Here is a 22774-nt window from a genome sequence, read left to right as displayed (position 1 = left end):
ACCCTCGCCCTGCGGGCTAGCCGTATCTCCTGAACGGAGACACGGCCCTCTCCCCGCCCGCGGGGAGAGGAGAAACCCGCGCTTCTCCGGTTCCCCGGACAGCCTTGCGGAGCCCGGGATCCAGAACCGCTGACGCAGCCAGCACAGGGGGGACGGTTCCGCATCATCCGGCAACCTCGGCGGTTATGGATCCCGGGTTCCGCTTTCGCGGCCCCGGGATGACGTGGAGGGTCAGGCTTCCGTCAGCAGGAAAGTCACTTCATCTTGCACTCGGCCGCATAATTGTCCTGATAATTCGAAAAGATCTTTTCGGCGATCTGGGTCTCATACTTCCCGTCCGCCCGCTTGGCCGCCTTGACGAGGTAGAAATCCTGGATCGGATAGTGGTTGTTGCCGATCTTGAAATTGCCGCGCAGGGAGGTGAACTCGGCGGCCTTGAGGCCGGCGCGGATCGCATCCTTGTCCTTGAGGTCGCCCTTGGCGCGCTTGACCGCGGCGTCGATCATCAGGGCGGCGTCGTAGGCCTGCATGGCGTAGGTGCCCGGCACGCTGCCGTACTTCTTCTCGTAGGCGGCGACGAAGGCCTTGGATTGCGGATTGTCGAGGTCGGGCGCCCAGTTGGCGCCGCCGAAATAGCCCACCGCCGCGTCCTTCTGGGCCGGCAGGGTGCTCTCGTCGACCGTGAAGGCGGAGAGGAACGGGATCGTGCTGAGGCCCGCCTGGCGGTACTGGCGCACCAGGTTGACGCCCATGCCGCCGGGCATGAAGGCGAAGACCGCGTCGGGCTGAGCCGCCGAGATCTGGGCCAGTTCCGCCGAGAAGTCGAGCTGTCCGAGCGGGGTGAACATCTCGTTCACCACCTCGCCCTTGTACGAATGCTTGAAGCCGGCGAGCGAATCCTTGCCCGCCTGGTAGTTCGGCGCCAGCAGGACGAGGCGCTTGTAGCCCTTGTTCTGCGCGTACTTGCCGAGCACCTCGTGCACCTGGTCGTTCTGGTAGGAGGAGACGAACAGGTTCGGGTTGCACTCCGCCCCGGCATAGTTCGACGTGCCGGCATTGGGCGAGATCAGGAAGGCGCCACTGTCGGTCACCGGGCGCACCACCGCGCGCAGCACGTTGGAGAAGGTCGGCCCGACCACGAAATCGACCTTGTCGCGCTTGACCAGCTCCCGCGCCTTGTTGGTGGCGACGTCCGGCTTCAGCTCGTCGTCGACCGTCACCACCTCGGCGTCGAGCCCGCCGAGCTTCTTGCCCAGGGTGTCGAGGGCCAGCAGGAAGCCGTCGCGGCCCTGCTCGCCGAGCACGGCCGAGGGACCCGACAGGGTGAACATCAGCCCGACCCGGACCTTCTCGCCTCCTTGCGCGGCGGCGGGGCCGGCCAGCAGCGTGGCGCCCAGGAGCGCGGTCGCGAGGCAGCTGGCGTTCCGGATCGGATTCATCCCGTGTGTCCCTTCTCTGTCGAGAGCATCGACGGCACTTGTCCGGTGCGGCGCGGCCGAAGTCGAGTCGGTGCGTCGAGCGAAACCGGCGCTCTTTCGTCGGATCCCGACCCGCCTCGTGAGGAATACTTTACGCATGAAATATCGTCTGGCAACCGCCTCCTGGTGATTTTTCAGCCCTGCCGCAACCTTGTGCAATGCGGCAAGCAGAGTGCTGAGAAACAAGCCTTTTCTTGTGTTGCGCCGCAACAATCGAACGGGCGCTCACGATCGCGGCCGGGGATGGCGGCGCGCCTTCCCGGGCGGTGGCGCCCTCCGCCGCCGCACCCCCTTGCGTCCGGATATTTCAAGTATAAAGTTTCTCGATCGGCGAATCCGGCATCACGAGAAGGAGCCCTCCATGCGCGTCACGGTGATCGGCGGCGGACCCGGCGGGCTCTATTGCGCGCTCCTGACCAAGAAGCGGCGGCCCGGCTGGCAGGTCGAGGTCTACGAGCAGAACCGGGCCGACGACACGTTCGGCTTCGGCGTGGTCTTCTCCGACGAGACCCTGCACGAGTTCCTGTCGCGCGATCCCCGCTCCTTCGCCCGCATCCGCGACGCGTTCTCGTACTGGGACGACGTCGCGATCCACAAGGACGGCCGCGTCATGCGCTGCGGCGGCAACGGCTTCGCCGGGGTCAGCCGGATGCGGCTGCTCCGGATCCTGCAGGAGCGCTGCCGCGAGGAGGGCGTGGAACTCCATTTCGGCGAGAGCGTCCCGCCCGACCAGCTCACGGACCGCTTCCCCGATTCCGACGTCATCGTCGCCTGCGACGGCATCAACTCGCGCATCCGCGAGCACTTTCGCGATGCGTTCAGGCCCGAGGTCGAGATCAAGTCCAACCGCTTCTGCTGGATGGGCTCGACCCGGCCGATGGACGAGTTCAACTATTTCTTCCGCGAGACGCCGCACGGCATCGTCTGTGCCCATACCTACCAGTACGAGCCGGGCCGCTCGACCTGGGTGTTCGAGATGGACGAGGCCTGTTGGCAGGGCCACGGCTTCACCGAGGCCGACGAGGAGGGCGCGCGCCGGATCCTCGAGGCGATGTACGCCGAGGAACTGCAGGGCCACGGCCTGCTCCTCAACCGTTCCACCTGGCGCCGCTTCCCGCGGATCTTCTGCGAGACCTGGTCGCACGGCAACATCGTGCTGCTCGGCGACGCCAAGGCCTCGGCGCATTTCTCGATCGGCTCGGGCACCAAGCTCGCGATGGAATGCGCCATCGCGCTCTCGGATGCCCTGGTGGAGAAGGGCGAGGAGGACGTGCCGGCGGCCTTCGCGGCCTATGACCGGGCACGCCGCACGCCGTGTCAGGTCATCCAGCACAATGCCGACGTGTCGCTCGCCTGGTTCGAGCACATGAACCGCTCCTGGGACATGGATCCCGAGCAGTTCTCCATGGTGGTGATGTGCCGGGCGAAGTCCGTCACCTACGACAACCTGGTGGTGCGCGATCCCGCCTACGTGGCGGCGGTCGACGACGCGTTCTATGCCCGCCTCCAGGCCGAGACCGGCGAGGATTACCGGGAGAGCCGGCCGACGCCGATGTTCACCGGCCTCCGTTTACGCGAGATGCGGATCCCGAACCGGGTCGCGATGGCGCCGATGGCGCAGTACTCGGCCGACGAGGGCGGCAACCTCACCGACTGGCACTTCGTGCACTACACCTCGCACGCGCTCGGCGGCCCCGGCCTGCTCTTCACCGAGATGACCTGCCCGTCGGCGGAGGCCCGCATCACCCCCGGCTGCCCGGGTTTGTGGACCGACGCGCACGAGGCGCAATGGGCCCGCATCGTCGCTTTCGTCCATGCCCATAGCGACACCAAGGTCGTGATGCAGCTCGGCCATGCCGGGCGCAAAGGGTCGACCCAGGTCGGCTGGGAGCGGATGGACCACCCGCTGCCCGCGGGCAACTGGCCGATCGTCTCGGCCTCGGCCCTGCCCTATCTCGACGGCGTGAGCCAGGTGCCGCGGGAACTCGACCGGGCCGGGATGGACCGGGTGCGCGACGACTTCGTCCAGGCGACGCAGCGGGCGGCGCGGGCCGGCTTCGACATGCTGGAGCTGCACTGCGCCCACGGCTACCTGATGGCCTCGTTCCTCTCGCCGCTGACCAACACCCGCACCGACGATTACGGCGGGTCGATCGAGAACCGCCTGCGCTTCCCGCTCGAGGTCTTCTCGGCGATGCGGGCGGCCTGGCCGGCGGAGCGGCCGATGTCGGTGCGCATCTCCGCCACCGACTGGGCCGAGGGCGGCATGAGCGAGGCCGATACGGTCGCGGTCGCCGAGGCCCTGCAGGCGGCGGGTTGCGACCTCGTCGACGTCTCGGCCGGCCAGACCGTCGCCGACCAGCAGCCGGTCTACGGCCGGATGTTCCAGGTCCAGTTCGCGGACGCGATCCGCAACCGTGGCCGCAACCAGGCGCCGATGGCCGTGATGGCGGTGGGCGCGATCACGGAAGCCGGCCAGGTCAACACCATCCTGCATACCCGACGGGCCGACATCGTGGCGCTCGGCCGGCCGCATCTGTGGAACCCGAATTTCTGCCGCCAGGCCTCCGCCTGGTACGATGCCCGTACCCAATCCTGGCCGAAGCCCTACCGCCCGGGCCGCGACCAGGCCCACCGCGAATTGCCGAAGGCCCGCGAGCAGGAGATCGCCCTGCGGCGCAAGGCCCGGCCGCGGCCGCACCAGGTGGGGGCGGAATGACGCAGAAGCGAGAATCCGGGCGGAGCTGCCCCGCGCCGCTCGCGAAGCGGGCATCCCCTGCCCGGACGACCGGCGCCGGTGCTGAAATTTGCGGTGATCTGGCGCTTCGTGCGCCAGAGACTTTTTTCTTCATCAAGGACTAACGAAGCGACTTCTATAGCATAGATGCGCCTCGACACCCGAGGCGGGTCCATCGATGCCGGGCAGTCGCAGGATGAAGTTGTCGATCAAACACGTCCTGATCGGGACGATCATGACGCTGATGCTGTTCAGCGTGGCGCAGGGTGGCAACGGGATCTTGCGGCTGGTGACGCTGCGGGACGATATCGTCGATGTCGCCAAGACCCGGATCCCGGCATCGAACCTGATCAATCAGATCTACGCCGAGACCCAGAGTTACCGCATCCACCTCTACCGCTTCGTGGTGACCTCGACCGACGATGCCGCCTACGACCGCAACGAGCAGGCCCTGACCGACAGCCGCAAGGCCGTCGTCGATCTCCAGGCGCAATACGCGCCGCTGATGTCCGGGCCGGAGGAGCGGACGGCGTTCGGGCGCTTCGTGACCCGGTGGAGCGACTACCTCGAAGGCCAGAAGATGGTGACGGGGGCGATGGCGGCGGGCGACCAGGCCTCGGCGCTCGCCACGCTGACCAGTCCGCAGATGACCGGCGCCAATGCCGAGGCGACCGGCGCCCTGAAGGCGATCGTCGCGATGAATGCCGCCGCCGCCCAGGCGAGCGCCGAACACAGCAGCGCCAGCGCCGATACCGGCATCCTGGCGGCGGGAATCATGACGGCGTTGGCGCTCGCGGCGGCGATCGGCGCAGGCCTCTTCAGCCTCCTCGGCATCGCCCGGCCGATCGCCCGCATGACCGCCGCGATGGGGCGCCTTGCCGGCAACGACCTCGCGGTGGCGATCCCGGGAGCCGGCCGGCGCGACGAGATCGGCGCCATGGCGGCCGCCGTGCAGGTGTTCAAGGACGGGCTGATCCGAGCCCGGGCGCTCGAGGAGGAGACGGTGCTCGCCCGCGCCTCGGCCGAGGAGCAGCGCCGCGCCGGGATGCGCCAGATGGCGGACGCCTTCGAGCGGGCGGTCGGCGGCATCGTCGGCCAGGTCTCGGCCTCGGCCACCGAACTCCAGGCCACGGCCCAGGTCATGACGGCCACCGCGACCCAGACCGCCGCGCAATCGACCGCCGTGGCGGCCGCGGCCGAGGAGGCCTCGTCGAATGTCGGCACCGTCGCGGCGGCGGCCGAGGAGCTGGGTGCCTCGGTGTCTGAGATCGGTCGCCAGGTCGACGGCTCGGCCCGGCTGGCCCAGGCGGCCGTCGCCGAGGCGGGCCAGACCGCACACCAGGTGCGGGCGCTCACGGAAGCGACCGCGCGCATCGGCGACGTGGTCGGGCTGATCTCGTCGATCGCCGCCCAGACCAACCTGCTGGCGCTGAACGCCACCATCGAGGCGGCCCGCGCCGGCGCGGCGGGCAGGGGCTTCGCCGTGGTGGCGGCCGAGGTCAAGGAACTGGCCGGCCAGACGGCACGGGCCACCGAGGAGATCACCGGCCAGATCGCGGCGATCCAGGCTTCCACCGGCCAGGCGGCCGGTGCGATCGGCCAGATCACCACGCGGATCGCGCAGATCAGCGAGGTCGCGACTTCGATCGCGGCGGCGGTGGAGCAGCAGGGGGCGGCGACGCAGGAGATCGTCCGCAACGTCTCCCAGGCGGCCCAGGGCACCGGCGAGGTGACGGGCAACATCTCTGGAGTGGCGGGGGCTGCGGAAGAGACGGGCGCGGCGGCGAGCCAGGTGCTGGGGGCGGCGAGCGAACTGTCGCGCCAGTCCGAGCATCTTGCGGCCGAGGTGCATCGCTTCCTCGATACGGTGCGGGCGGCCTGAAGCTTTCTCGCGGGCGCCGCCGGGTCCGTCCGCGGGAATGCGGAGGCGCAGGTGTTCTCCTCTCCCCGCGGGTGGGGAGAGGCCTGAGCTCCGAAGGGGCTTAGGGAGCCCGCATGGCGGGGGTGAGGGGGTGTTTCCGGAAGAGCCTCGTCCGGAGACACTCCCTCACCCCCGCTCCGGCTTCGCCTGCGCTTGCCATGTCTCTTGAACAGCGACACGGCCCTCTCCCCGCCCGCGGGGAGAGGGAAAACCCGCGCCATTCCGTTCCCCGGACCACCTTGCGCGGGACGGTGACGCGGTCACATCACCTGCTCAACGCCCCAAATCCGCATCCATCACGGCCAGACAGGCGCGCCCTCCAGCCCCGCCGTTTCCGGCAATCCGCAGATCAGGTTCGCGTTCTGCACCGCCTGGCCCGCCGCGCCCTTGCCGAGATTGTCGACCACGCCCAACGCCATCACCAGGTTGCGCTCCGGATCGGCCGCGTAGCTGACGAAGGCGAGGTTCGAGCCGGTCGCCCATTTGGTCTGCGGCGGCGCGTCGGTCACGCGGACGAAGGCCCGGCCCGCATAGAAGCGCCGGGCGGCATCCAGGCACTGGGCCGTGCTGGCGCGGCCGCGGGCATAGATGGTGGCGAGGATGCCGCGGGTCATCGGCACCAGGTGGGGCGTGAAGACGAGGCCGGCGGCGCTACCACCGCTCAGCCGCTCGATCGTCGCTTCCATCTCGGGCATGTGGGTATGCTTGAGCAGGCCGTAGGGCACCAGGTTCTCGTTGCTCTCGGCATAGCCGAACCGGCTGTCGCCGCCGCCCCGGCCGGCGCCGGAAATGCCGGTCTTGGCGTCGATCACGATCGAGCCGGGCTCGATCAGGCCCTCGGCGAGAAGCGGCGCCAGGGCGGTCAGCGTCGCCGCCGGGAAGCAGCCGGGATTGGCGATCCGGCTCATGCCCACGATCCGGTCCGGCCAGATATCGGCGAGACCGTAGGTCCAGCCCTCGACGTAGCGGTGGTCGCCGCCGATATCGACGATCTTCACGCTCGCAGGCACGCGCGCCAGCGCCGCCGCCGAGGTGCCGGTGGGCAGCGAGGCGAACAGCACGTCGAGCGGCGGCAGGGAGGCAGGATCCCATTTCTCGATCACGAGGTCGGCGAGTCGCGCCGGCACGCCGGGGAAGCGGTCCTTGAGGCGGCTGCCGGCGCTGCCCTCGCCCGCGGCGTAGACGAGTTCGAAGGACGGGTGGCCGGCGATCAGGCGCAACGCCTCGCCGCCGCCGAAGCCGCTGATTCCGACGATGCCGACGCGAATGCTCATGGGTGGGGTGTCCTTCTCGGTGTTCGGGCAAAAGAAAACCCCCGGAGCCGGGGGCTGCGGGGGCTTGGTTCGGGATTGCGGGCCGAGGGTCCGCTTCCGGTCGGGTGTGGCACGGCGTGAAGCCGCTACCCTTCGGAAGGACGCCGGTCGACGCGCAGCCGGATAGCCGCCGCGTGGAGGCGGCGTCGGCGTCGATCGCACAGGGTCCGGTTCCCGATCATGGGGCGGGACAGTGTCGCCGCCGGCACCCCTCGTCAAGCGGAATGTCCGCGGAACTATTTCGACGCCGGCCCGCCCAGGTCGAGGCCCGGATCGGTGAACCGGTACGAGATCTGCGCGAAGGCGCCGTAGCGCTCGCTGGCGAACTTCGCCGGCTCGGCCAGGGTGGGGAAGCGGGCCGTGCCGTCCTGCCGGCCGACCTCCATGCGCCAGGTGCGGGCACCGATGCCGATGCTGATCCGCGGGGTCAGATCGTAGGCGATCAGGCCCTGCAGGAAATAGCCGCTGCCGGTGCCGCGCTCGCGCTGCGCGTTGATGTCGGGGCGCAGCCAGTGCCGGTCGTAGGCGTCGAGGCCGACCACCGGGAGATAGGCGCCCTCGAGAGACAGCGTGAACCGGTCGTAGCGGGCCTCGCCGGCGAGGCCGACGCGCATCGCGTTCCAGTGATTGTCCTGGGTCAGCACCGCGACGCCGGCCGGCACCCCGCGGGCGCCGATCACCGGATTCGCGGCGAGCTGGACGATGCCGCCGGCATTGGCGCGCTCGATCGTGGATTGGTAGCCGAGGAAGGCGCCGAGCCGGTAGCTGTCGGAGCGCAGGACATCGTACCCGGCATCGATCGCCGAGAGCGCGACGTCGCCGTCGCGGATCTTGGACAGGGTGTTCGAGTAGACGTTGCCGCGGATGCCCGGCGGAAAATCCTCGTCGTTGAGCCGCCCGCCGGAGGTGACGAAGCCCGAGCCGAGGAAGCCCTTGGCGAACAGGCCGGTCGGGTTGTGGTCGAGGCGGGCGAAGGTCTCGCCGGAATGGGCGTCGAAGTCGCGATAGGTCAGGCGCGAGATCATCGTCTCGTTGGCCGGCCGGTAGAGCGACTTGCGGAAATTGCCGGAGCTGTAGACGTAGCGGGTGCCGATCTCGAAGCCCCATTCCTGCGCGACGGGCGGGACGTAGGGCACCGGGTCGATCAGTGCCTTCGCGACATCGACGACCGGACCGATGACCGGCAGGCCGTCGTCGAAGCGGTAATTCAGGCCGATCCGGCCGAGGATGCCGCTCGTCTCGACGCGGGTGCCGGCGGAGACGTTGGGCCGGAACCCGGTCGCATCGCCGGCGAGTACGGTGCGGGCGCCGAGATCGTAGTACAGCGCTTCGCCCTTGACCGAGAGATGCGGGCTGATCGCGACCTCGACGCCGCCGCCGGCGACCCAGCCGGTGCGCAACGCGCCCTTCCGCCCGTCGAAATCGGGCCGGTTGACGCGCTCGCCGAAGATTCCGGCATCCGCCGTGGTGGTGGTGTCGATCCGCACGCCGCCGAAGGCGACGCCGCCGGTGCCGTAGACGAAGACCCGGTCGAACGCGTAGCCGACCTTGCCCCGGGCCGTGGCGAGCCAGTCGAGGCGCTGCCCGGCATGGTAGACGCCGCCCGGATAGACGGCGCCGGGCTGGCCCGCCTGCGCGAAGGCGCCGGTCGTGAGGCCGTAGGAGCGGATCGGCGTGAACTGGTAATCGGCCGCCGCGCCGACGACGAGGCCCGGCCCCGGCGCGAGCTGGTAGGTGTAGCCGATCTCGCTCCCGGCGACGACGTCGTCGGCCTTCGGCGAGAGCGCAGGCCGCACCGGGCAACGCAGGCCGTTCGCCCGGCCGTCGGCGCCGATGCAGGCCGGGCTCGTCCGGTTGTCGAGATGACCGTAGCCGGCGAACAGGCCGCTGTAGAGGCCGGTCCAGGTGAAGACGGGCACGGCTGCGACGGGTGGGGCCGCACGAAGGGGCAGATCCGCCGCGAGCGCGTCGGCCGCGAAGCCGGCTAGGGGGATCAGGGTGAGCAGGACGCGCATCGCAGGGGGCTCGACAAGGTCGGTCGCAAGTCCCGCCTGTATGCGCGCGCGCTCACGCGGCGCCTGTCACATGGCGGCCACTCTCCCGGCCCGTCTGACGCAAGAGGATCAGGAAAACGTCGACCTGTCGAGAAAAATCCTTCGCTGGCATGGATTTACATCGATAGTCGCAAAAACGTGCGCAAGGGATGAAAACGACGCGTGCCATCGCCATTTCTTTCTCTCTATTTCTGCATGACCGAGCAGAAACACGATCTGCGCCGTAACTCTCCGTCGGGGTCGAGGCTCGAGGGGCCGCCACGCATCCGCCGTCGGGCGCGGCCGCGACGCCATCATCCCGCCCGGTCGGCGGATGGCAGCCAGGCCGACAGGGCGTCCAGCACGGCTGCGACCGTCGCCGGATGGTTCATCAGCCAGGTATGGTGGGCCGGCACCGCGCACCATCGCTCGCCGACGCCGAGGCGGGCGCGCTCCACGCTGACGAGGCCGTCATGCGGTGTCGGGATTCGGGCGCGGAAGAACGGGATGAGCGCCCGCGTGCCCGCCACCACCGCCATCGGGCAGGCCGGGATCGGAATCGCCCCGGACGCGTCGGTGCGCAGGTCGCGGAGTGCCGGACCGAACAAAGCCCGCCCGAGCCGGAAGGCCGCGACGCAGTCGGCCGCCTCGCTGCCGCGGTTCGGGGTACCCAGCATCACGAGGCCCGCCGCGAGCTCGGGCTCCGCCGCGGCGAGGGAGCGGGCGACGAGGCCGCCCATGGAATGCCCGACGAGGACGATCGGGCCGTCGGCCCGCTGCCGGATCCCCGAGACGACGGAACGCAGGTGCTCCGCGCAGGCCGCGATGCCGAGGCGGCGGGACGGGTAACCGAGATTTTCGACGTGGTAGCCGGCCGCGATGAGACGCGCGGCGAGTCGCGCCATGCTGGCCTTCGTGCGCCCCAGGCCGTGCAGCAGCACCACGGTCATCTGCGTCTCGAACCGGATCTCTCGCCGTTGCTGCCTTGCAGCCGGTTCGATCCGTGATCGTCAGGGGAGGGGAATGGTGGGCGCACTAGGGCTCGAACCTAGGACCCGCTGATTAAGAGTCAGCTGCTCTACCAACTGAGCTATGCGCCCGTCGCCCGAGGGCGAGAGGGGAACGGCCACCAACCGTTCCTCAGGTGACGGCTGCTCCTGAGAGCACCCGGTTCAAGCTACCGCGAGAGTAACTTGGGTCTTGTGGTGGGCGCACTAGGGCTCGAACCTAGGACCCGCTGATTAAGAGTCAGCTGCTCTACCAACTGAGCTATGCGCCCGCTCTCACAAGAGCGCCTCCGGGGAAGCCACCAAACCGCCCCGGCGGTGAGGGTCGTTTAAGGGGCCGGCGCCGGGCTGTCCAGCCCCGATCCCGCCGACCCGTCGATTTTTTGCCGGCTGGCTCGCCGACCTCGCCTACTCGGCCCGGGTCACTCCGCGGCGGCGTGCTGGGCGTGGAGGCGGCTGGCGCCGGCCATCAGCTTGTTCAGCGCGGCGAGATAGGCCTTGGCCGAGGCGACCAGGGTGTCCGGGTCGGCGCCGCGGGCGGTGACGATGCGGTCGTCCTGGCGCAGGCGCACCGAGACCTCGGCCTGGGCATCGGTGCCCTCGGTGACCGCGTGGACGTCGTAGAGCTCGAGCGCGGCCTCGTGCGGCACCAGGGCGTGGATCGCCTTGAAGACCGCATCGACGGGCCCGTTGCCGTCGGTCTCCTCGGTGACGATGCGGCCCTCGATGTCGAGCTTCATCGTCGCCCGCTGCGGGCCGCGGGTGCCGGCCATCACCGTCAGGGAGACGAGCTTGATGCGGTCGTGCGCGGTGGCCAGGTTCTCGTCGACCAGGGCCTCGATGTCCTCGTCGTAGACGTGCTTCTTGCGGTCGGCCAGCGCCTTGAACCGCTCGAACGCGTCCTGGAACTGGTTGTCCGACAGCCGGTAGCCCATGTCGTCGAGCTTCGAGCGGAAGGCGGCCCGGCCGGAATGCTTGCCCATCACCAGCGAGGTCTTGTGCACGCCGACCGATTCCGGCGTCATGATCTCGTAGGTGGTCTGGTTCTTCAGCATCCCGTCCTGGTGGATACCGCTCTCGTGGGCGAACGCGTTCCGGCCGACGATCGCCTTGTTGTATTGCACCGGGAAGTGGGTGGCGCCGGCCACCAGCTTCGAGGCGCGCACGAGTTGGGTGGTGTCGATGCCGGTGGCGTAGGGCAGCACGTCGGCGCGGGTCTTGATCGCCATCACGATCTCCTCCAGCGCGGCGTTGCCGGCCCGCTCGCCGATGCCGTTGATGGTGCACTCGATCTGGCGCGCGCCGCCCTCGATGCCGGCCAGCGAGTTCGCCACCGCCAGGCCGAGGTCGTTGTGGCAATGGACGGAAAAGACCGCCTTGTCGGCATTCGGCACCCGCTCGCGGACGGAGCGGAACATCGCCCGGTACTCCTCGGGCGTGGCGTAGCCGACCGTGTCGGGCAGGTTGATGGTGGTGGCACCGACCCGGATCGCCGCCTCGACGCAGCGGCACAGGTAGTCGATCGGCGTGCGGGTCGCGTCCATGGCCGACCACTCGACGTCCTCGACGAGGTCGCGGGCCTGGGCCACGGTCTTCAGGATGATCTCCAGGACCTCGTCCTCGGTCTTGCGCATCTGGTGGGCCAGATGGATCGGCGAGGTCGACACGAAGGTGTGGATGCGCCCGCGCTTGGCGAAGCGCACCGCCTCGCCGGCCCGGGCGATGTCGGCGGGGATCGCACGCGCCAGGCCGGCGATCACCGCGGATTTCGCGCGGCGGGCGATCTCCGCGACCGCCTCGAAATCGCCGTTGGAGGCGATCGGGAAGCCGGCCTCGATGATGTCGACACCCATCGTGTCAAGCATCTCGGCCACCGCCAGCTTCTCCTCCAGCGTCATGGTGGCGCCGGGGCATTGCTCGCCGTCGCGCAGGGTGGTGTCGAAGATCAGCACGCGTTCGGCCGAAGTCGCGGTACGGGCGGTCTGGTCGGTCATGGCTCTGGAATCCTGGTTCGCCCGGGATCAGGGGTCGCGCGGGCGCGTCGTCAGAGGAAGGTGTCGGGAAAAGGTATCTCGGTCCTCGATCCCCCAAGGGCCCAGGCGCACGCCCGGACGGCCCTCAGGGGCTGGTAAGGAGGAGAAGGCCGCCGAGGAGGAGCGCGCGCGCCCGCGCCGCCGAAAGGGCGGTCTTGGGAAGCGTCAGCGGGGAGCCGGCATGAGCCACGGCTCGCGTCTCCTGAAGGGTGCTGGACCCGGGGCGAGGGTCGCTTGTGTACCGGGCCGGAGGATCGATGACAAGGGCGTGATGACGCGGTAGCGATGACGATCCGCGATCACCCCTTGCGTCGTCCGGCGATTGACCGCCCCGTCCGTGCTTGCGACAAGCTCGGCTTTACGCAACCGATCCCAAGGTGGAGCCTCCCCGTGTCGTATTGGAAGCCCGGGCTTGCCGTCGCGGCCCTCCTCGCCCTCGCCGCCTGCCAGTCGAAGCCGGCCGTGCCGCCGCCCGCCGCCGCGCTCGGCCCGGTCGCCGCGCTGCCCGCCGGGGCGCTGCCTGCGGGCACCGGCTGCGGCCCCGCCATCGCCCGCACCCAGGCCATCGTCGACAGCGACGTCGCCACCGGCAACCTCAACGCCCCGGTCGGCAAGCGCTTCTCCGCCGATCTCGCCCAAGCCTCCGCCGCCTGCGCGGCCGGCCGCGACGGTGAGGCCCTGCACCTGCTGGCTGCGGCCCGGTCGCGCTACGGTTATCCGTAGGGCGCGAGCCCGTCGGATCGGGATGACTCGACAGTCTTGACATCCTCCTCGTCATTCCGGGGCCGCGAAAGCGGTGCCCGGAATCCAGAAACACAGGTGCTTCCAAAGAAGATGGGACGATCTCCGGTTTATCCCGCACCATCAGCGGTTCTGAATTCCGGGTTCCGCTTTCGCGGCCCCGGAATGACCCGGTGGGTGTGATCACTGTCGGAGACAGTCACACCGGCTCTTGCAGAAAAGCCGTCTGCGCCGCCTGCTCCAGATCGGCGATCAGGTCGCCGGCCTCCTCCAGCCCGGCATTGAAGCGAAACATCGCGCCCCTCTGTAGCGTCGCCGGATCGCGGCGCGGATGGACCGGCAGCACCAGGGAGACGTGGCCGCCCCAGCTCTCGGCGACGCGAAACAGCAGCAGCGCATCGACGAAGGCCTGGACCCGCTCGGCCGGCAGTCCCTCGTCGAACGCCACCGTGAACAGGCTGTTGCCGGCGCCGAAATACTGTCGGAAGCGGGCATGGTACGGGCTCGCCGCCCGGGCCGGGCTCAAGATGTCGGCCGTGAACGGCTTGTCCTCGAACCAAGCCATCAGCGACCCGGCGGAAGCCGCGTGCCGCTCCAGGCGGCTCTCCGCGCTGTCGACCCGGTGGAACAGACGGGTGCAGGTCTGGGGCGAGACCGCCCCGTTGCCGCTGATCCGCAACTGCCGGCGCAGGCGGGCGAGGTCGGCCGCCTCGCGCGCCACCACGATGCCGCTCGGCGTGTCGCCGTAGCCGCCCTCGTACTTCGTCGTCGCCTGGACCGCGACGGCGATGCCGTGGTCGAGGGGCCGGAAGCGGACGTGGCTTCCCCAGGTATTGTCCATCACCGTACGAATGCCGGCCGCGCGCGCCGCCGCGACGATGCCGGCGATGTCCGGGATCTCGAAGGTCCCGCTCGCCGGCGCCTCGAGGTAGAGCATCGTCTCGGCGGGCGCGACGCGCGTTCCGGCCTCGCGGATCAGGGCGGCGACCTCCTCGCCCGAGGCGCCGGACGGATAGGTCATGAGCGCGGCGCGCCCCGTCTCGGACAGGTAGCGCCAGGCCGGGAAGTAGATGGCGTCCGGGATCAGCACGACCTTCGGGGCGAAGGCGTCGACGACCGTCGCGATCGCCGCGAGGCCGGAGGCGCAGACGATCGCGCCGGCCCCGCCATGCAATCGGGTGAACTTCGCGCAGACCGCCTCGGCCTCCGGCGACAGGACGACGCCGTATTCGGCACCGCCATAGGGCGCGCGGCCCGCCGCATCGGCCGCCTCGTAGTCGCCGAGCGTCTCGAAGCCGACGCTGCTCTGGCCGAGCGAGCCGAGGTCCGAGAAGGCGCGGGCCTCCCCGAGGCCGCCCGGGTTGAGGTGGCCGCGCGAGGCCGCGAGGTCGAGGATCGGCGCGTGGATGGCCTGCGTCTCCGGTCCGCACCCGGCGAGGAAGGCGGTGCGACGCTCGGCCTTGGTGCCGGCCTCGGCGGCGGAGGGGGCGGGCGGAGAGTGGGGCACGGCGGCATGTCCTTCGGGAGCGGATGGCGTGCCGTATAGGCCTGTCCCGTCCGACCCGCCACGCCGCCTCATGTCCTGCCGCGGGGGCTGCCCGGCGGGAACGTCCGGCGCCGCCGGCGGTTCGGGTACTCGGCCGTGCATCTGCGATCCGCACCGCCCGACAGGAGCCCGGCAGACCCGATGCAATCCCCGCCCGACAACCTCGATGCCCACGCCCTCGGTCGGGCTGCCCCCGACAAGGGCCTCGCCCGCGCGGCCTGCCCCTATGCCGAGGGCACGGAGGCGCGGGAGCGCTGGCTTGCCGGCTACGACGAGGCCGTGGCGGCGGGGGCGGAGCCTGTGACCGGCGGCCTCAAGCGCGAACCGGGCCGCTGATCCCCCGGCATGGACGCGCGAAATCCAGTCCGCCCGGGCCTCGACCGCAAGGCGGTCGGCGCCGTGGTGCTCGGCAACGCCCTCGAATTCTACGACTTCACCGTCTACGCCTTCTTCGCCAAGGCGATCGGCGAGGCGTTCTTCCCGGCCTCGGACGCGAGCCACAGCCTGCTCGCCTCGCTCGCCCTGTTCGGCGTCGGCTACGTCATGCGGCCGATCGGCGGCGCCCTGATCGGGGCGCTCGCCGACCGGTCCGGGCGCAAGCCCGCCATGCTGGTCACCATCGTGCTGATGGCGCTCGGCATGCTGATGCTCGCCGCCTGTCCCGGTTACGCGCAGATCGGCGGCTGGGCGCAAGCCATCGTCATCGCCGGCCGGCTGATCCAGGGCCTGGCGCTCGGCGGCGAGGTCGGCCCCTCGACCGCCTACCTGCTGGAAGCGGCGCCGGTAAAGCATCGCGGCTTCGTCACCAGCTGGCAGATCGCCAGCCAGGGCTGCGCGGCCCTCTTCGCCGGCCTGCTGGCGACGGCGCTCGCGCTGACGATCGGCGAGGCCGCCATGGCGGCCTGGGGCTGGCGGGTGATGTTCCTGGTCGGCCTCGCCGTCGTGCCGGTCGGCCTCGTGATCCGCAGCCACCTGCCGGAGACCGGCGGCGTCGAAAAGGACCCGACCGCCGCGGCCTCGACCGGGGCGGTGATCGGGCGGCTCGTGCGCGAGCACGGCCGCCTGCTCGGGCTGACCTTCCTGGTCGTCGCCGCCTCGACGGTCTCGAACGCGGTCGGCACCAACATGCCGGTCTATGCCGGCGCGACCCTGGGGTTGAGCGAGACGGTCGCGACCGCGGTGCCGATCGCGCTGGGCCTCGCCTCGGTGGCCTTCCCGCTGCTGGGCGGATACCTCGCCGACCGCTACGGCCGCCGCCCAGTGATGATCTGGCCGCGCGCCCTGATCCTCGTCCTGGCGGTCCCGGCCTTCGCCTGGCTCCTGCGGGCGCCGGGACCGCTCGCCGTCTACGCCGTGACCTTCCTGCTCTCGGCCCTGTCCTCGATCAACGCAGCGGCGGTGATCGTCGGCATTCCGGAAGCCCTGCCGCGCGCGGTGCGCAGCTCGGGCCTCGCCATCGTCTACGCGCTCGCCGTCTCGGTGTTCGGCGGCAGCACCAACTACGCGATCAACTGGCTGATCGCGGCCACCGGCGACCGCATGGCGCCGGCTTACTACCTCGCCGCCTTCAGCCTCGTCGGCACGGTGGCGGCATGGATGCTGCCGGAGACGCGCGGGCGGGTTCTCGACGCCGGGGAGGGAGGTCGGCGGTAGACGCTCGCGACCGCTTCCCGCGCGATCCGTCGCCCTCCGCCGCGCGCTCCGTCGCCTCCCGTGAAAATTCCGCCGGACCGACGCCCGCAGGGCGGGGCGATGCCGGCGGTCGGGCGTTTCATGACGAAGATCGGGGACGACGCGGCGCCCGTTCGGAGCCGCGAGAGCAAGGTGACATGAGCAGCACAACCGCCTCCACGCAACGCTGGCGCTTCCTCGCCCCCGGACGGCGCCTGCCGGGTTCGCCGCTGGCCTTCCTCCTCCTCGCTCTGGCCGTCGCGGCCGGCGGCTGGAACACCGTCGCGGGTGCCCGCAGCCGGGCCGAGGCCGAGCGGCTGGGTCGGGTCATGGCGCTGAGCGAGCATGTGCTGTCGAGCATGAAGGATCTCGAGACCGGCCAGCGCGGCTACGTGCTGACCGGCCGCGAGGATTACCTCCAGCCCTACGACGCGGCGCTCGCCCGGATCGACGGCGAGCTCGCCGCCATCGACGCCGTGACGCCCGACCGGACTGTCCGCGAGCGCCGCCGCAGCGTGATCGCGGCCGAGAAGGACTACGCCGCCCGCGTCGTCGCCGCCCGCCGGAGCGGCGGCCAGGAGGCGGCACTGAGCCTGATCCAGACCGGGGAGGGCAAGCGCGTCATGGACGCCGTGCGCGAGACGACGCGGGAGGTCCAGGACCGGGCCGCCACCGACCTGCGCCACCTGGCCGAGGCCGACGCTCTGCGCTCGCCGCTCCTGTCCCTCGTCACGCTCGCCTGCGCGCTCGCGGCGTTCGGCCTCCTGGCCCGCCTCGCCCTGATGCGCCGCCGCGAGAGCCAGCGCATGGCCGACCTGCTGGAGAGCGTCCTGGAGAACGCGCCCGTGGGCCTCGGCTTCCTCGACCGCGACCTGAACCTGCGTCACATGAACCGGGCGCTCGGCAACATGAGCGAGCGCGGCTTCGGCGCCGATCTCGGCGCGCCGATCTGGGCGCTGCTGCCGTCCTTGCGCGACGCACTCGGGCCGAAGCTCGCGGCGGCCCGGGACAGCGGGCTCGTCACCGCCAATGTCGAGGTCGCGGTGCCGGCCCCGAGCGCACCGGGCGGCATCCGCCATTTCGAGGCGAGCTTCTTTCCCTTGCGCCGCCGCGGCGGCGGGCCCGACGGCGAGCGGGCCGACGGCGTCGGCATCGTCATGGACGACGTGACCCTGGGAAAACTCGCCGAGCGCCGCCTCGTCGACAGCGAGGAACGGTTCCGCTCGCTCACCGAGGCGACCTCCGCCATCGTATGGACCACCACGCCGGACGGCGCCTTCCGGGAGATCACCTCGGAATGGACCCGCTTCACCGGCCAGGCCCCCGCCGAGGCTGCGGGCCAGGGCTTCCTGGCGGCGATCCATCCCGACGACCGGGAGGCGACGCGGGACGCCTGGGAGCGGGCGGTGGCCTCGCGCGCGCTCTACGCCATCGAGCACCGCGTCCGCCGCCACGACGGGGTGTGGCGCCACATGGAGGGCCGCGCCGTGCCGATCCTGGAGGCGGATGGCCGCGTGCGCGAATGGGTGGGGGCGCATGCCGACGTCACCGCCCGCAAGGAAGCCGAGCTGGCGCTGGAAGCCGCCAAGGAGGCGGCGGAGGAGGCCAACCGCGCCAAGAGCCAGTTCCTCGCCAACATGAGCCACGAATTGCGCACCCCGCTCTCGGCGGTGATCGGCTATTCGGAGATGCTGCAGGAGGAGATGGAGGATCTCGGCGAGGAGAACCTGCTCGCCGACATGCGCAAGATCGAGGCGAATGCCCGCCACCTGCTCGGCCTCATCAACGACGTGCTCGACCTCTCGAAGATCGAGGCGGAGCGGATGGAGGTCTTCGCCGAGGACCTGGACGTCGCCGAGACCGTCCGGGAGGTCGCCACCACGGTCGACGCCCTGGTGGTGAAGAAGGGCAACTCGTTGAGCCTCACCCTCGGCGACGATCTCGGACGGGCCCATACCGACGCGACGAAGCTGCGGCAGTGCCTGATCAACCTCTTGAGCAACGCCGCCAAGTTCACCGAGGGCGGCACCATCACGCTTCGCGCCGAACGCGAGCACCGCGAGGGCGGCGACCGGCTGCGCTTCACCGTATCGGACACCGGCATCGGCATGAGCGAGGAGCAGCAGGCCCGGCTGTTCCAGCGCTTCACCCAGGCCGACGCCTCGACCACCCGCCGCTTCGGCGGCACCGGGCTCGGGCTGGCCATCACCCGCGCCTTCGCGCAGATGCTCGGCGGCGAGATCGCCGTCGAGAGCCGGTTGGGTGAGGGCACCACCTTCACCCTGGAACTGCCGGCGCTCTACGAGGAGCGCGGCTCGGCCGAGCCCGCCGGCCCGGTCGTGCCCGAGGCGCCGGCGGCCGCCGGGGCGCGTCCCGATACCGGCTCCAACCTCGTCCTCGTCGTCGACGACGACCCGGCGACCCGCGACCTCCTCGCCCGCTTCCTGCGCCGGGACGGGTTCACGGTCGCGACCGCCGCGGACGGTCGCGCCGGCCTGGAGCAGGCGCGGCTTTTGCGCCCCCGGGTCGTCCTTCTCGACGTGACGATGCCGCGCATGGACGGCTGGTCGGTGCTGCGGGCGCTGCGCGCCGACCCGGATTTCGGCGCGACGCCGGTCATCATGGTGACGGTGCTCGACGAGCAGAACCTCGCCTTCTCGCTCGGCGCCACCGACTACCTGCACAAGCCGGTCGAGTGGGGGGCGCTCAAGGAGGCGATGGAGCGCTTCCGGCCCGCCATCCACGAGGGACCGGTCCTGGTGGTCGACGACGACCCGGACGTGCGCGAGCGCATGACCACCATGCTGACCCGCGAGGGCTGGCGGGTGGCGACCGCCGAGCATGGGCTGGCCGGCCTGGAGGCGGTCGGGGTGCGCAAACCCGGCCTGATCCTCCTCGACCTGATGATGCCGGAACTCGACGGGTTCGGGTTCCTGCGCGCCTTGCGCGACCGGCCCGACTGGCGCGACATCCCGGTCGTCGTGCTGACCGCCAAGGACGTCACCGCGGAAGACCGCCGCCGCCTCGCCGGCCAGGCCGACCGGATCCTGCCGAAGGCGGGCTTAGGGATGGCGGATCTCGCGGCGACCCTGCGCGGGTTGATGAGCCCGGGGGTGGGGAACGAGGCGGCGGAGGCGCCGGATCGGGCGGCGGCGCCGTGACGGCGCGGCTCCGCGCCGCGAGGCCGAATCGCGCCGGTGCCCTACCTTCACCGTCATGATCCTGCTTCGCCATGGCCAGAGCCAGTTCAACCTCCACTTCCACGCCACCGGCGTCGATCCCGGCATCGTCGATGCGCCCCTGACGCCGCTCGGCCACGAACAGGCGGAGGCCGCCTCCCGCGCGCTCGCGGGGGAGGGGGTACGGCGCATCCTGTGCTCGCCGCTCACCCGTGCGCTCCAGACCGCCGCCCCGGTCGCGTCGCGCCTGGACCTCCCCGTCCTGGTCACGCCGACGGTGCGGGAGCGCCGCGGCGCGAGCTGCGACATCGGCACCTGCCGCACCGACCTCGCCCGCGCCTGGCCCCATCTCGACCTGAACCACCTGGACGAGGTCTGGTGGCGGGAGGCCGAGGACGAGGCCGACCATGAGCCGGATCACCTGTTCGACGCGCGCACCGCGTCCTTCCGGGCCGGGATGGAGGGTGATCCCGACTGGGCCCACACCCTGGTCGTGTGCCACTGGGGATTCATCATGGCGGTCACCGGATGCAGCCTCGCCAACGGCGAGTGGGTCCGCTGCCGGATGGATGCGGGCGGGCGGCTGGTGGCGGTCGAGCGTTGATCCGGGTCGAGGTCAACCTGGGTCGAGGTCAATCTGGGTCACGGCGGCGAGGCGACCGTTGCCGCATCCGCGATGCGGACGGGAAACCGCGGCGCCCGGCGCTTCACTTATGCGAAAATCCGGCTCCCACGATCCGGCGGACCGACATCCCTCATCCGGACGGTGGTCGATCACCCATGCGCGACACGATCATTCGGCGAACCCGCACGTAATACTGGCGCAACAAACCTCCGCCACTCTGCGAGGTGAAAGGCGGACGATCGAGTCAGTCTCTCCTCTGATGTATTCAACATGCATCATTCCGATGAGTCCGATTCATTCCCGTGCTGTATCGGTGGCGTAGACGTAAGGCTTCCCCTGTATCGAGAAGGGTCGACGCGATGACGGTTCAAGCACGGCGCAGGCTCGACTTCACGGAGAGCGCGACGGACCAATCCGGAGAGGAGATCCGGTCGCATGTCCGGTCGCGGCTGGAAAGACTCATCGCCAGTCTGAACCCGGGCGAGGCGAGGGTCCGGGTCGAGGCGGATTAGGACTCCGCCCCGGACCCTGATCGAACGGCTTCTCATACGCTTTCCGATCGATCGCTTCGCGATACGGAAAGCGGCCTCGCTCAGGCGCCGCGCGGGCTGATGATACGAAATCCGGAAGTCATCTTCAGGATTCCGCATCATCTCGATTCCGGCCCATCAGGCGGTGCCCAGAAGGTCCAGGATGGCGCGTCGGTCGGCGACGACGCCCGGATCCTCGCGGTGGCGCGGATAGGGCCGGTCGCATGCGATGTCGGCCCTGATCCGGGCCGGGCGGTCCGAGAAGACCAGGATGCGCTGGGCCAGCATCAGGGCCTCCTCGACGTCGTGGGTGACGAGGAGCGCGGTGAACCCCTTGTCCCGCCACAGGCGCACCAGCTCGGCCTGCATCGCCAGGCGGGTCAGCGAATCGAGCTTGCCCAGAGGCTCGTCGAGCAGCAGCAGCGGCGGCGCATTGACGAGGGCCCGGGCCAGCGCCACCCGCTGCGCCATGCCGCCCGAGAGCTGGTGCGGGAAGGCGTCGGCAAAGCCGGAGAGCCCGACCAGAGCGAGCGCCTCCTCGACGCGCCCGCGTTCCGCCCTCAGGCGTCCGCGGGCTTCGGGGCCGATTGCGACGTTGCCGATGACGCTGCGCCAGGGATAGAGCGTCGGGTCCTGGAACACGAGGCCGCGGGAGGGATGCGGGCCGCGCAAGGGAGCGCCGTCGACGGCGATCCGGCCCTCGTTCGGCGGCTCCAACCCGGCGACGAGGCGCAGCAGGGTCGACTTCCCGCAGCCCGAGGGCCCGAGCAGGGCCACGAAGGCGCCGGGCGCGACGTCGAACGACACGCCGTCGAGGACCGGGAGCGGCGCCTTCTTCAGGGCGAAGGCGTGGCGCACGTCGCGCAGCGAGAGAGCGGCGCCCTCCGCCGGGACCGGGGCGGGCGCCACGGAGGCGGGGGTTCGGGCGGGAGTTCGGGACGGGGCGACCAGGCCGGCTACCATTGGACGAGGCCCTTCTGCCAGGACAGGAGACGGTCGCGCAGCCGGAACAGCAGGGTGATCAGGCCCGAGCAGGCCAGCGCCATCACGGCCAGCGCCGCGTACATGTTGGCGTAGGCCGCCCAGCCCTGCGCCCATTGCAGGTACCAGCCGAGGCCGGCTTTCACGCCCAGCATCTCGGCCACCACCAGCACCGCGAAGGAGCTGCCGAGCCCCATGAACAGCCCGACGAAGACGTGCGGCAGGGCCGCCGGGATCGCCACCTTGAGGATCAGGAAGCCTTCGCGGGCGCCGAGCGTCCGGGCGACGTCGTAATACGCCTTGTTGACCCCGGCGATGCCCGACCAGGTCAGCACCGTGACGGGAAAGCCGGTGGCAAGCGCAACGAGGAAGGTCGAGGCCGCGCCGCTCGACGGGAAGACGAAGAACGCGAGCGGCAGCCAGGCGGTGGCCGGCAGCGGGCCGACGAAGCGCAAAACCGGATGCACCCAGTAGCCGACGCTCCGCGACCAGCCGACCGCGACCCCGAGGGTGAAGCCGGCGAGCGCCCCGAGGGCGTAGCCGCCGGCCAGCAGCCGCAGGGAATGCCAGACGCTGTCGGCGAGCCGCGCGTAATCCTCGACGAAGACCTCCAGGATCGCCTGCGGCGGCGGGAAGAACGGCATCGGCAGCCAGGCGCGCTTGGCGGTCGCCACCTCCCATAGGCCCAGCAGGGCGGCGAGCACGATCAGCCAGGGCGACCAGCCCTGGATCCGGTGGATCGGGCCGGCCTCGCCGGGACGCAGGAAGCCGGCCGCCAGGACCAGGGCTCCGAACCCGGCGAGACCGATGGCGAGTTCGCGGGTGAGGCCGAAATCGCCGAGGTCGGGCGGCAGCGCCACGAGGGCGGCGAGCCCGAACCAGGCGGCCGACGCCGCGACGGAGGCAGGGGCGGGCAGGAAGGCGGGGCGCCGGACGGTGCCCTCCGCCCGGGGAAGCGCGATGTCGCTCATGGGCAGCG

At 70.6% G+C, this 22774-nt stretch carries 15 protein-coding genes and 2 tRNA genes; 7 read left to right on the top strand and 10 right to left on the bottom strand.

What is annotated here, in order from left to right:
- Positions 1-254: 254 nt before the first annotated feature.
- Entirely contained in the window at positions 255-1439 is a 1185-nt protein-coding gene (locus AC3AOF_RS25540; RefSeq protein ID WP_488346849.1) for an ABC transporter substrate-binding protein, read from the bottom strand.
- Positions 1440-1839: 400 nt separating this feature from the next.
- Here AC3AOF_RS25540 and AC3AOF_RS25535 point away from each other — a divergent pair, with 400 nt between their 5' ends.
- Positions 1840-4197, top strand: a complete 2358-nt coding sequence (locus AC3AOF_RS25535) for an oxidoreductase (RefSeq protein WP_488346848.1) — start codon at positions 1840-1842, stop codon at positions 4195-4197.
- Positions 4198-4411: 214 nt separating this feature from the next.
- On the top strand, positions 4412-6097 hold the full coding sequence (locus tag AC3AOF_RS25530) for a methyl-accepting chemotaxis protein (RefSeq protein ID WP_236988232.1): 1686 nt from the start codon (positions 4412-4414) through the stop codon (positions 6095-6097).
- 335 nt (positions 6098-6432) lie between these two features.
- Here the strand turns inward: AC3AOF_RS25530 and argC are convergent, their stop codons facing one another.
- From argC to AC3AOF_RS25500, 6 genes are all read right to left on the bottom strand, one after another.
- Positions 6433-7410 (bottom strand): N-acetyl-gamma-glutamyl-phosphate reductase, encoded by a 978-nt coding sequence (gene argC, locus AC3AOF_RS25525; protein ID WP_488346847.1) that lies wholly within the window; start codon positions 7408-7410, stop codon positions 6433-6435.
- Between the two features lie 275 nt (positions 7411-7685).
- Positions 7686-9464, bottom strand: a complete 1779-nt coding sequence (locus tag AC3AOF_RS25520) for an omptin family outer membrane protease (protein ID WP_488346846.1) — start codon at positions 9462-9464, stop codon at positions 7686-7688.
- Between the two features lie 332 nt (positions 9465-9796).
- Positions 9797-10432 carry an alpha/beta fold hydrolase gene (locus tag AC3AOF_RS25515; protein ID WP_236988235.1) on the bottom strand — a complete coding sequence of 212 codons (636 nt, stop codon included), beginning with the start codon at positions 10430-10432 and terminating at the stop codon, positions 9797-9799.
- Between the two features lie 74 nt (positions 10433-10506).
- Positions 10507-10582 (bottom strand) — tRNA-Lys (locus AC3AOF_RS25510).
- A 103-nt stretch (positions 10583-10685) separates the two neighbouring features.
- Positions 10686-10761, bottom strand: a tRNA-Lys gene (locus tag AC3AOF_RS25505).
- A gap of 150 nt (positions 10762-10911) precedes the next feature.
- Positions 10912-12483 (bottom strand): 2-isopropylmalate synthase, encoded by a 1572-nt coding sequence (locus AC3AOF_RS25500; protein ID WP_236988236.1) that lies wholly within the window; start codon positions 12481-12483, stop codon positions 10912-10914.
- Positions 12484-12912: 429 nt separating this feature from the next.
- Here AC3AOF_RS25500 and AC3AOF_RS25495 point away from each other — a divergent pair, with 429 nt between their 5' ends.
- The gene (locus tag AC3AOF_RS25495) at positions 12913-13245 is read left to right on the top strand and encodes a hypothetical protein (protein ID WP_236988237.1); all 333 of its coding nucleotides are present in this window, start codon (positions 12913-12915) and stop codon (positions 13243-13245) included.
- 217 nt (positions 13246-13462) lie between these two features.
- Here the strand turns inward: AC3AOF_RS25495 and AC3AOF_RS25490 are convergent, their stop codons facing one another.
- Complete coding sequence (locus AC3AOF_RS25490) at positions 13463-14770, bottom strand: PLP-dependent transferase (protein ID WP_236988238.1); 1308 nt, start codon at positions 14768-14770, stop codon at positions 13463-13465.
- A gap of 180 nt (positions 14771-14950) precedes the next feature.
- Here AC3AOF_RS25490 and AC3AOF_RS25485 point away from each other — a divergent pair, with 180 nt between their 5' ends.
- The 4 genes from AC3AOF_RS25485 (at position 14951) to AC3AOF_RS25470 (ending at position 20263) form a co-directional block, all read left to right on the top strand.
- Complete coding sequence (locus tag AC3AOF_RS25485; protein ID WP_236988239.1) at positions 14951-15145, top strand: ribosome modulation factor; 195 nt, start codon at positions 14951-14953, stop codon at positions 15143-15145.
- Between the two features lie 9 nt (positions 15146-15154).
- The gene (locus tag AC3AOF_RS25480) at positions 15155-16462 is read left to right on the top strand and encodes an MFS transporter (RefSeq protein WP_488346845.1); all 1308 of its coding nucleotides are present in this window, start codon (positions 15155-15157) and stop codon (positions 16460-16462) included.
- A 176-nt stretch (positions 16463-16638) separates the two neighbouring features.
- Positions 16639-19641: a response regulator gene (locus AC3AOF_RS25475; RefSeq protein WP_488346844.1), complete on the top strand. Its 3003-nt coding sequence runs from the start codon at positions 16639-16641 to the stop codon at positions 19639-19641.
- A gap of 55 nt (positions 19642-19696) precedes the next feature.
- Entirely contained in the window at positions 19697-20263 is a 567-nt protein-coding gene (locus AC3AOF_RS25470; RefSeq protein WP_236988242.1) for a histidine phosphatase family protein, read from the top strand.
- Positions 20264-20952: 689 nt separating this feature from the next.
- On the opposite strand, the gene AC3AOF_RS25465 is transcribed toward AC3AOF_RS25470, so the two are convergent.
- Together AC3AOF_RS25465 and AC3AOF_RS25460 are read right to left on the bottom strand one after the other, a co-directional pair.
- Positions 20953-21777, bottom strand: coding sequence for an ABC transporter ATP-binding protein (locus tag AC3AOF_RS25465; protein WP_236988243.1), 825 nt, complete (start codon positions 21775-21777; stop codon positions 20953-20955).
- Positions 21771-22766 carry an ABC transporter permease gene (locus tag AC3AOF_RS25460; RefSeq protein WP_236988244.1) on the bottom strand — a complete coding sequence of 332 codons (996 nt, stop codon included), beginning with the start codon at positions 22764-22766 and terminating at the stop codon, positions 21771-21773. The genes AC3AOF_RS25465 and AC3AOF_RS25460 overlap by 7 nt, the downstream gene beginning before the upstream one ends.
- Positions 22767-22774: the final 8 nt, after the last annotated feature.

The sequence above is a fragment of the Methylobacterium sp. 142-1Y genome (assembly GCF_057747795.1).
This window is presented reverse-complemented; position numbering and strand designations above follow the sequence as displayed.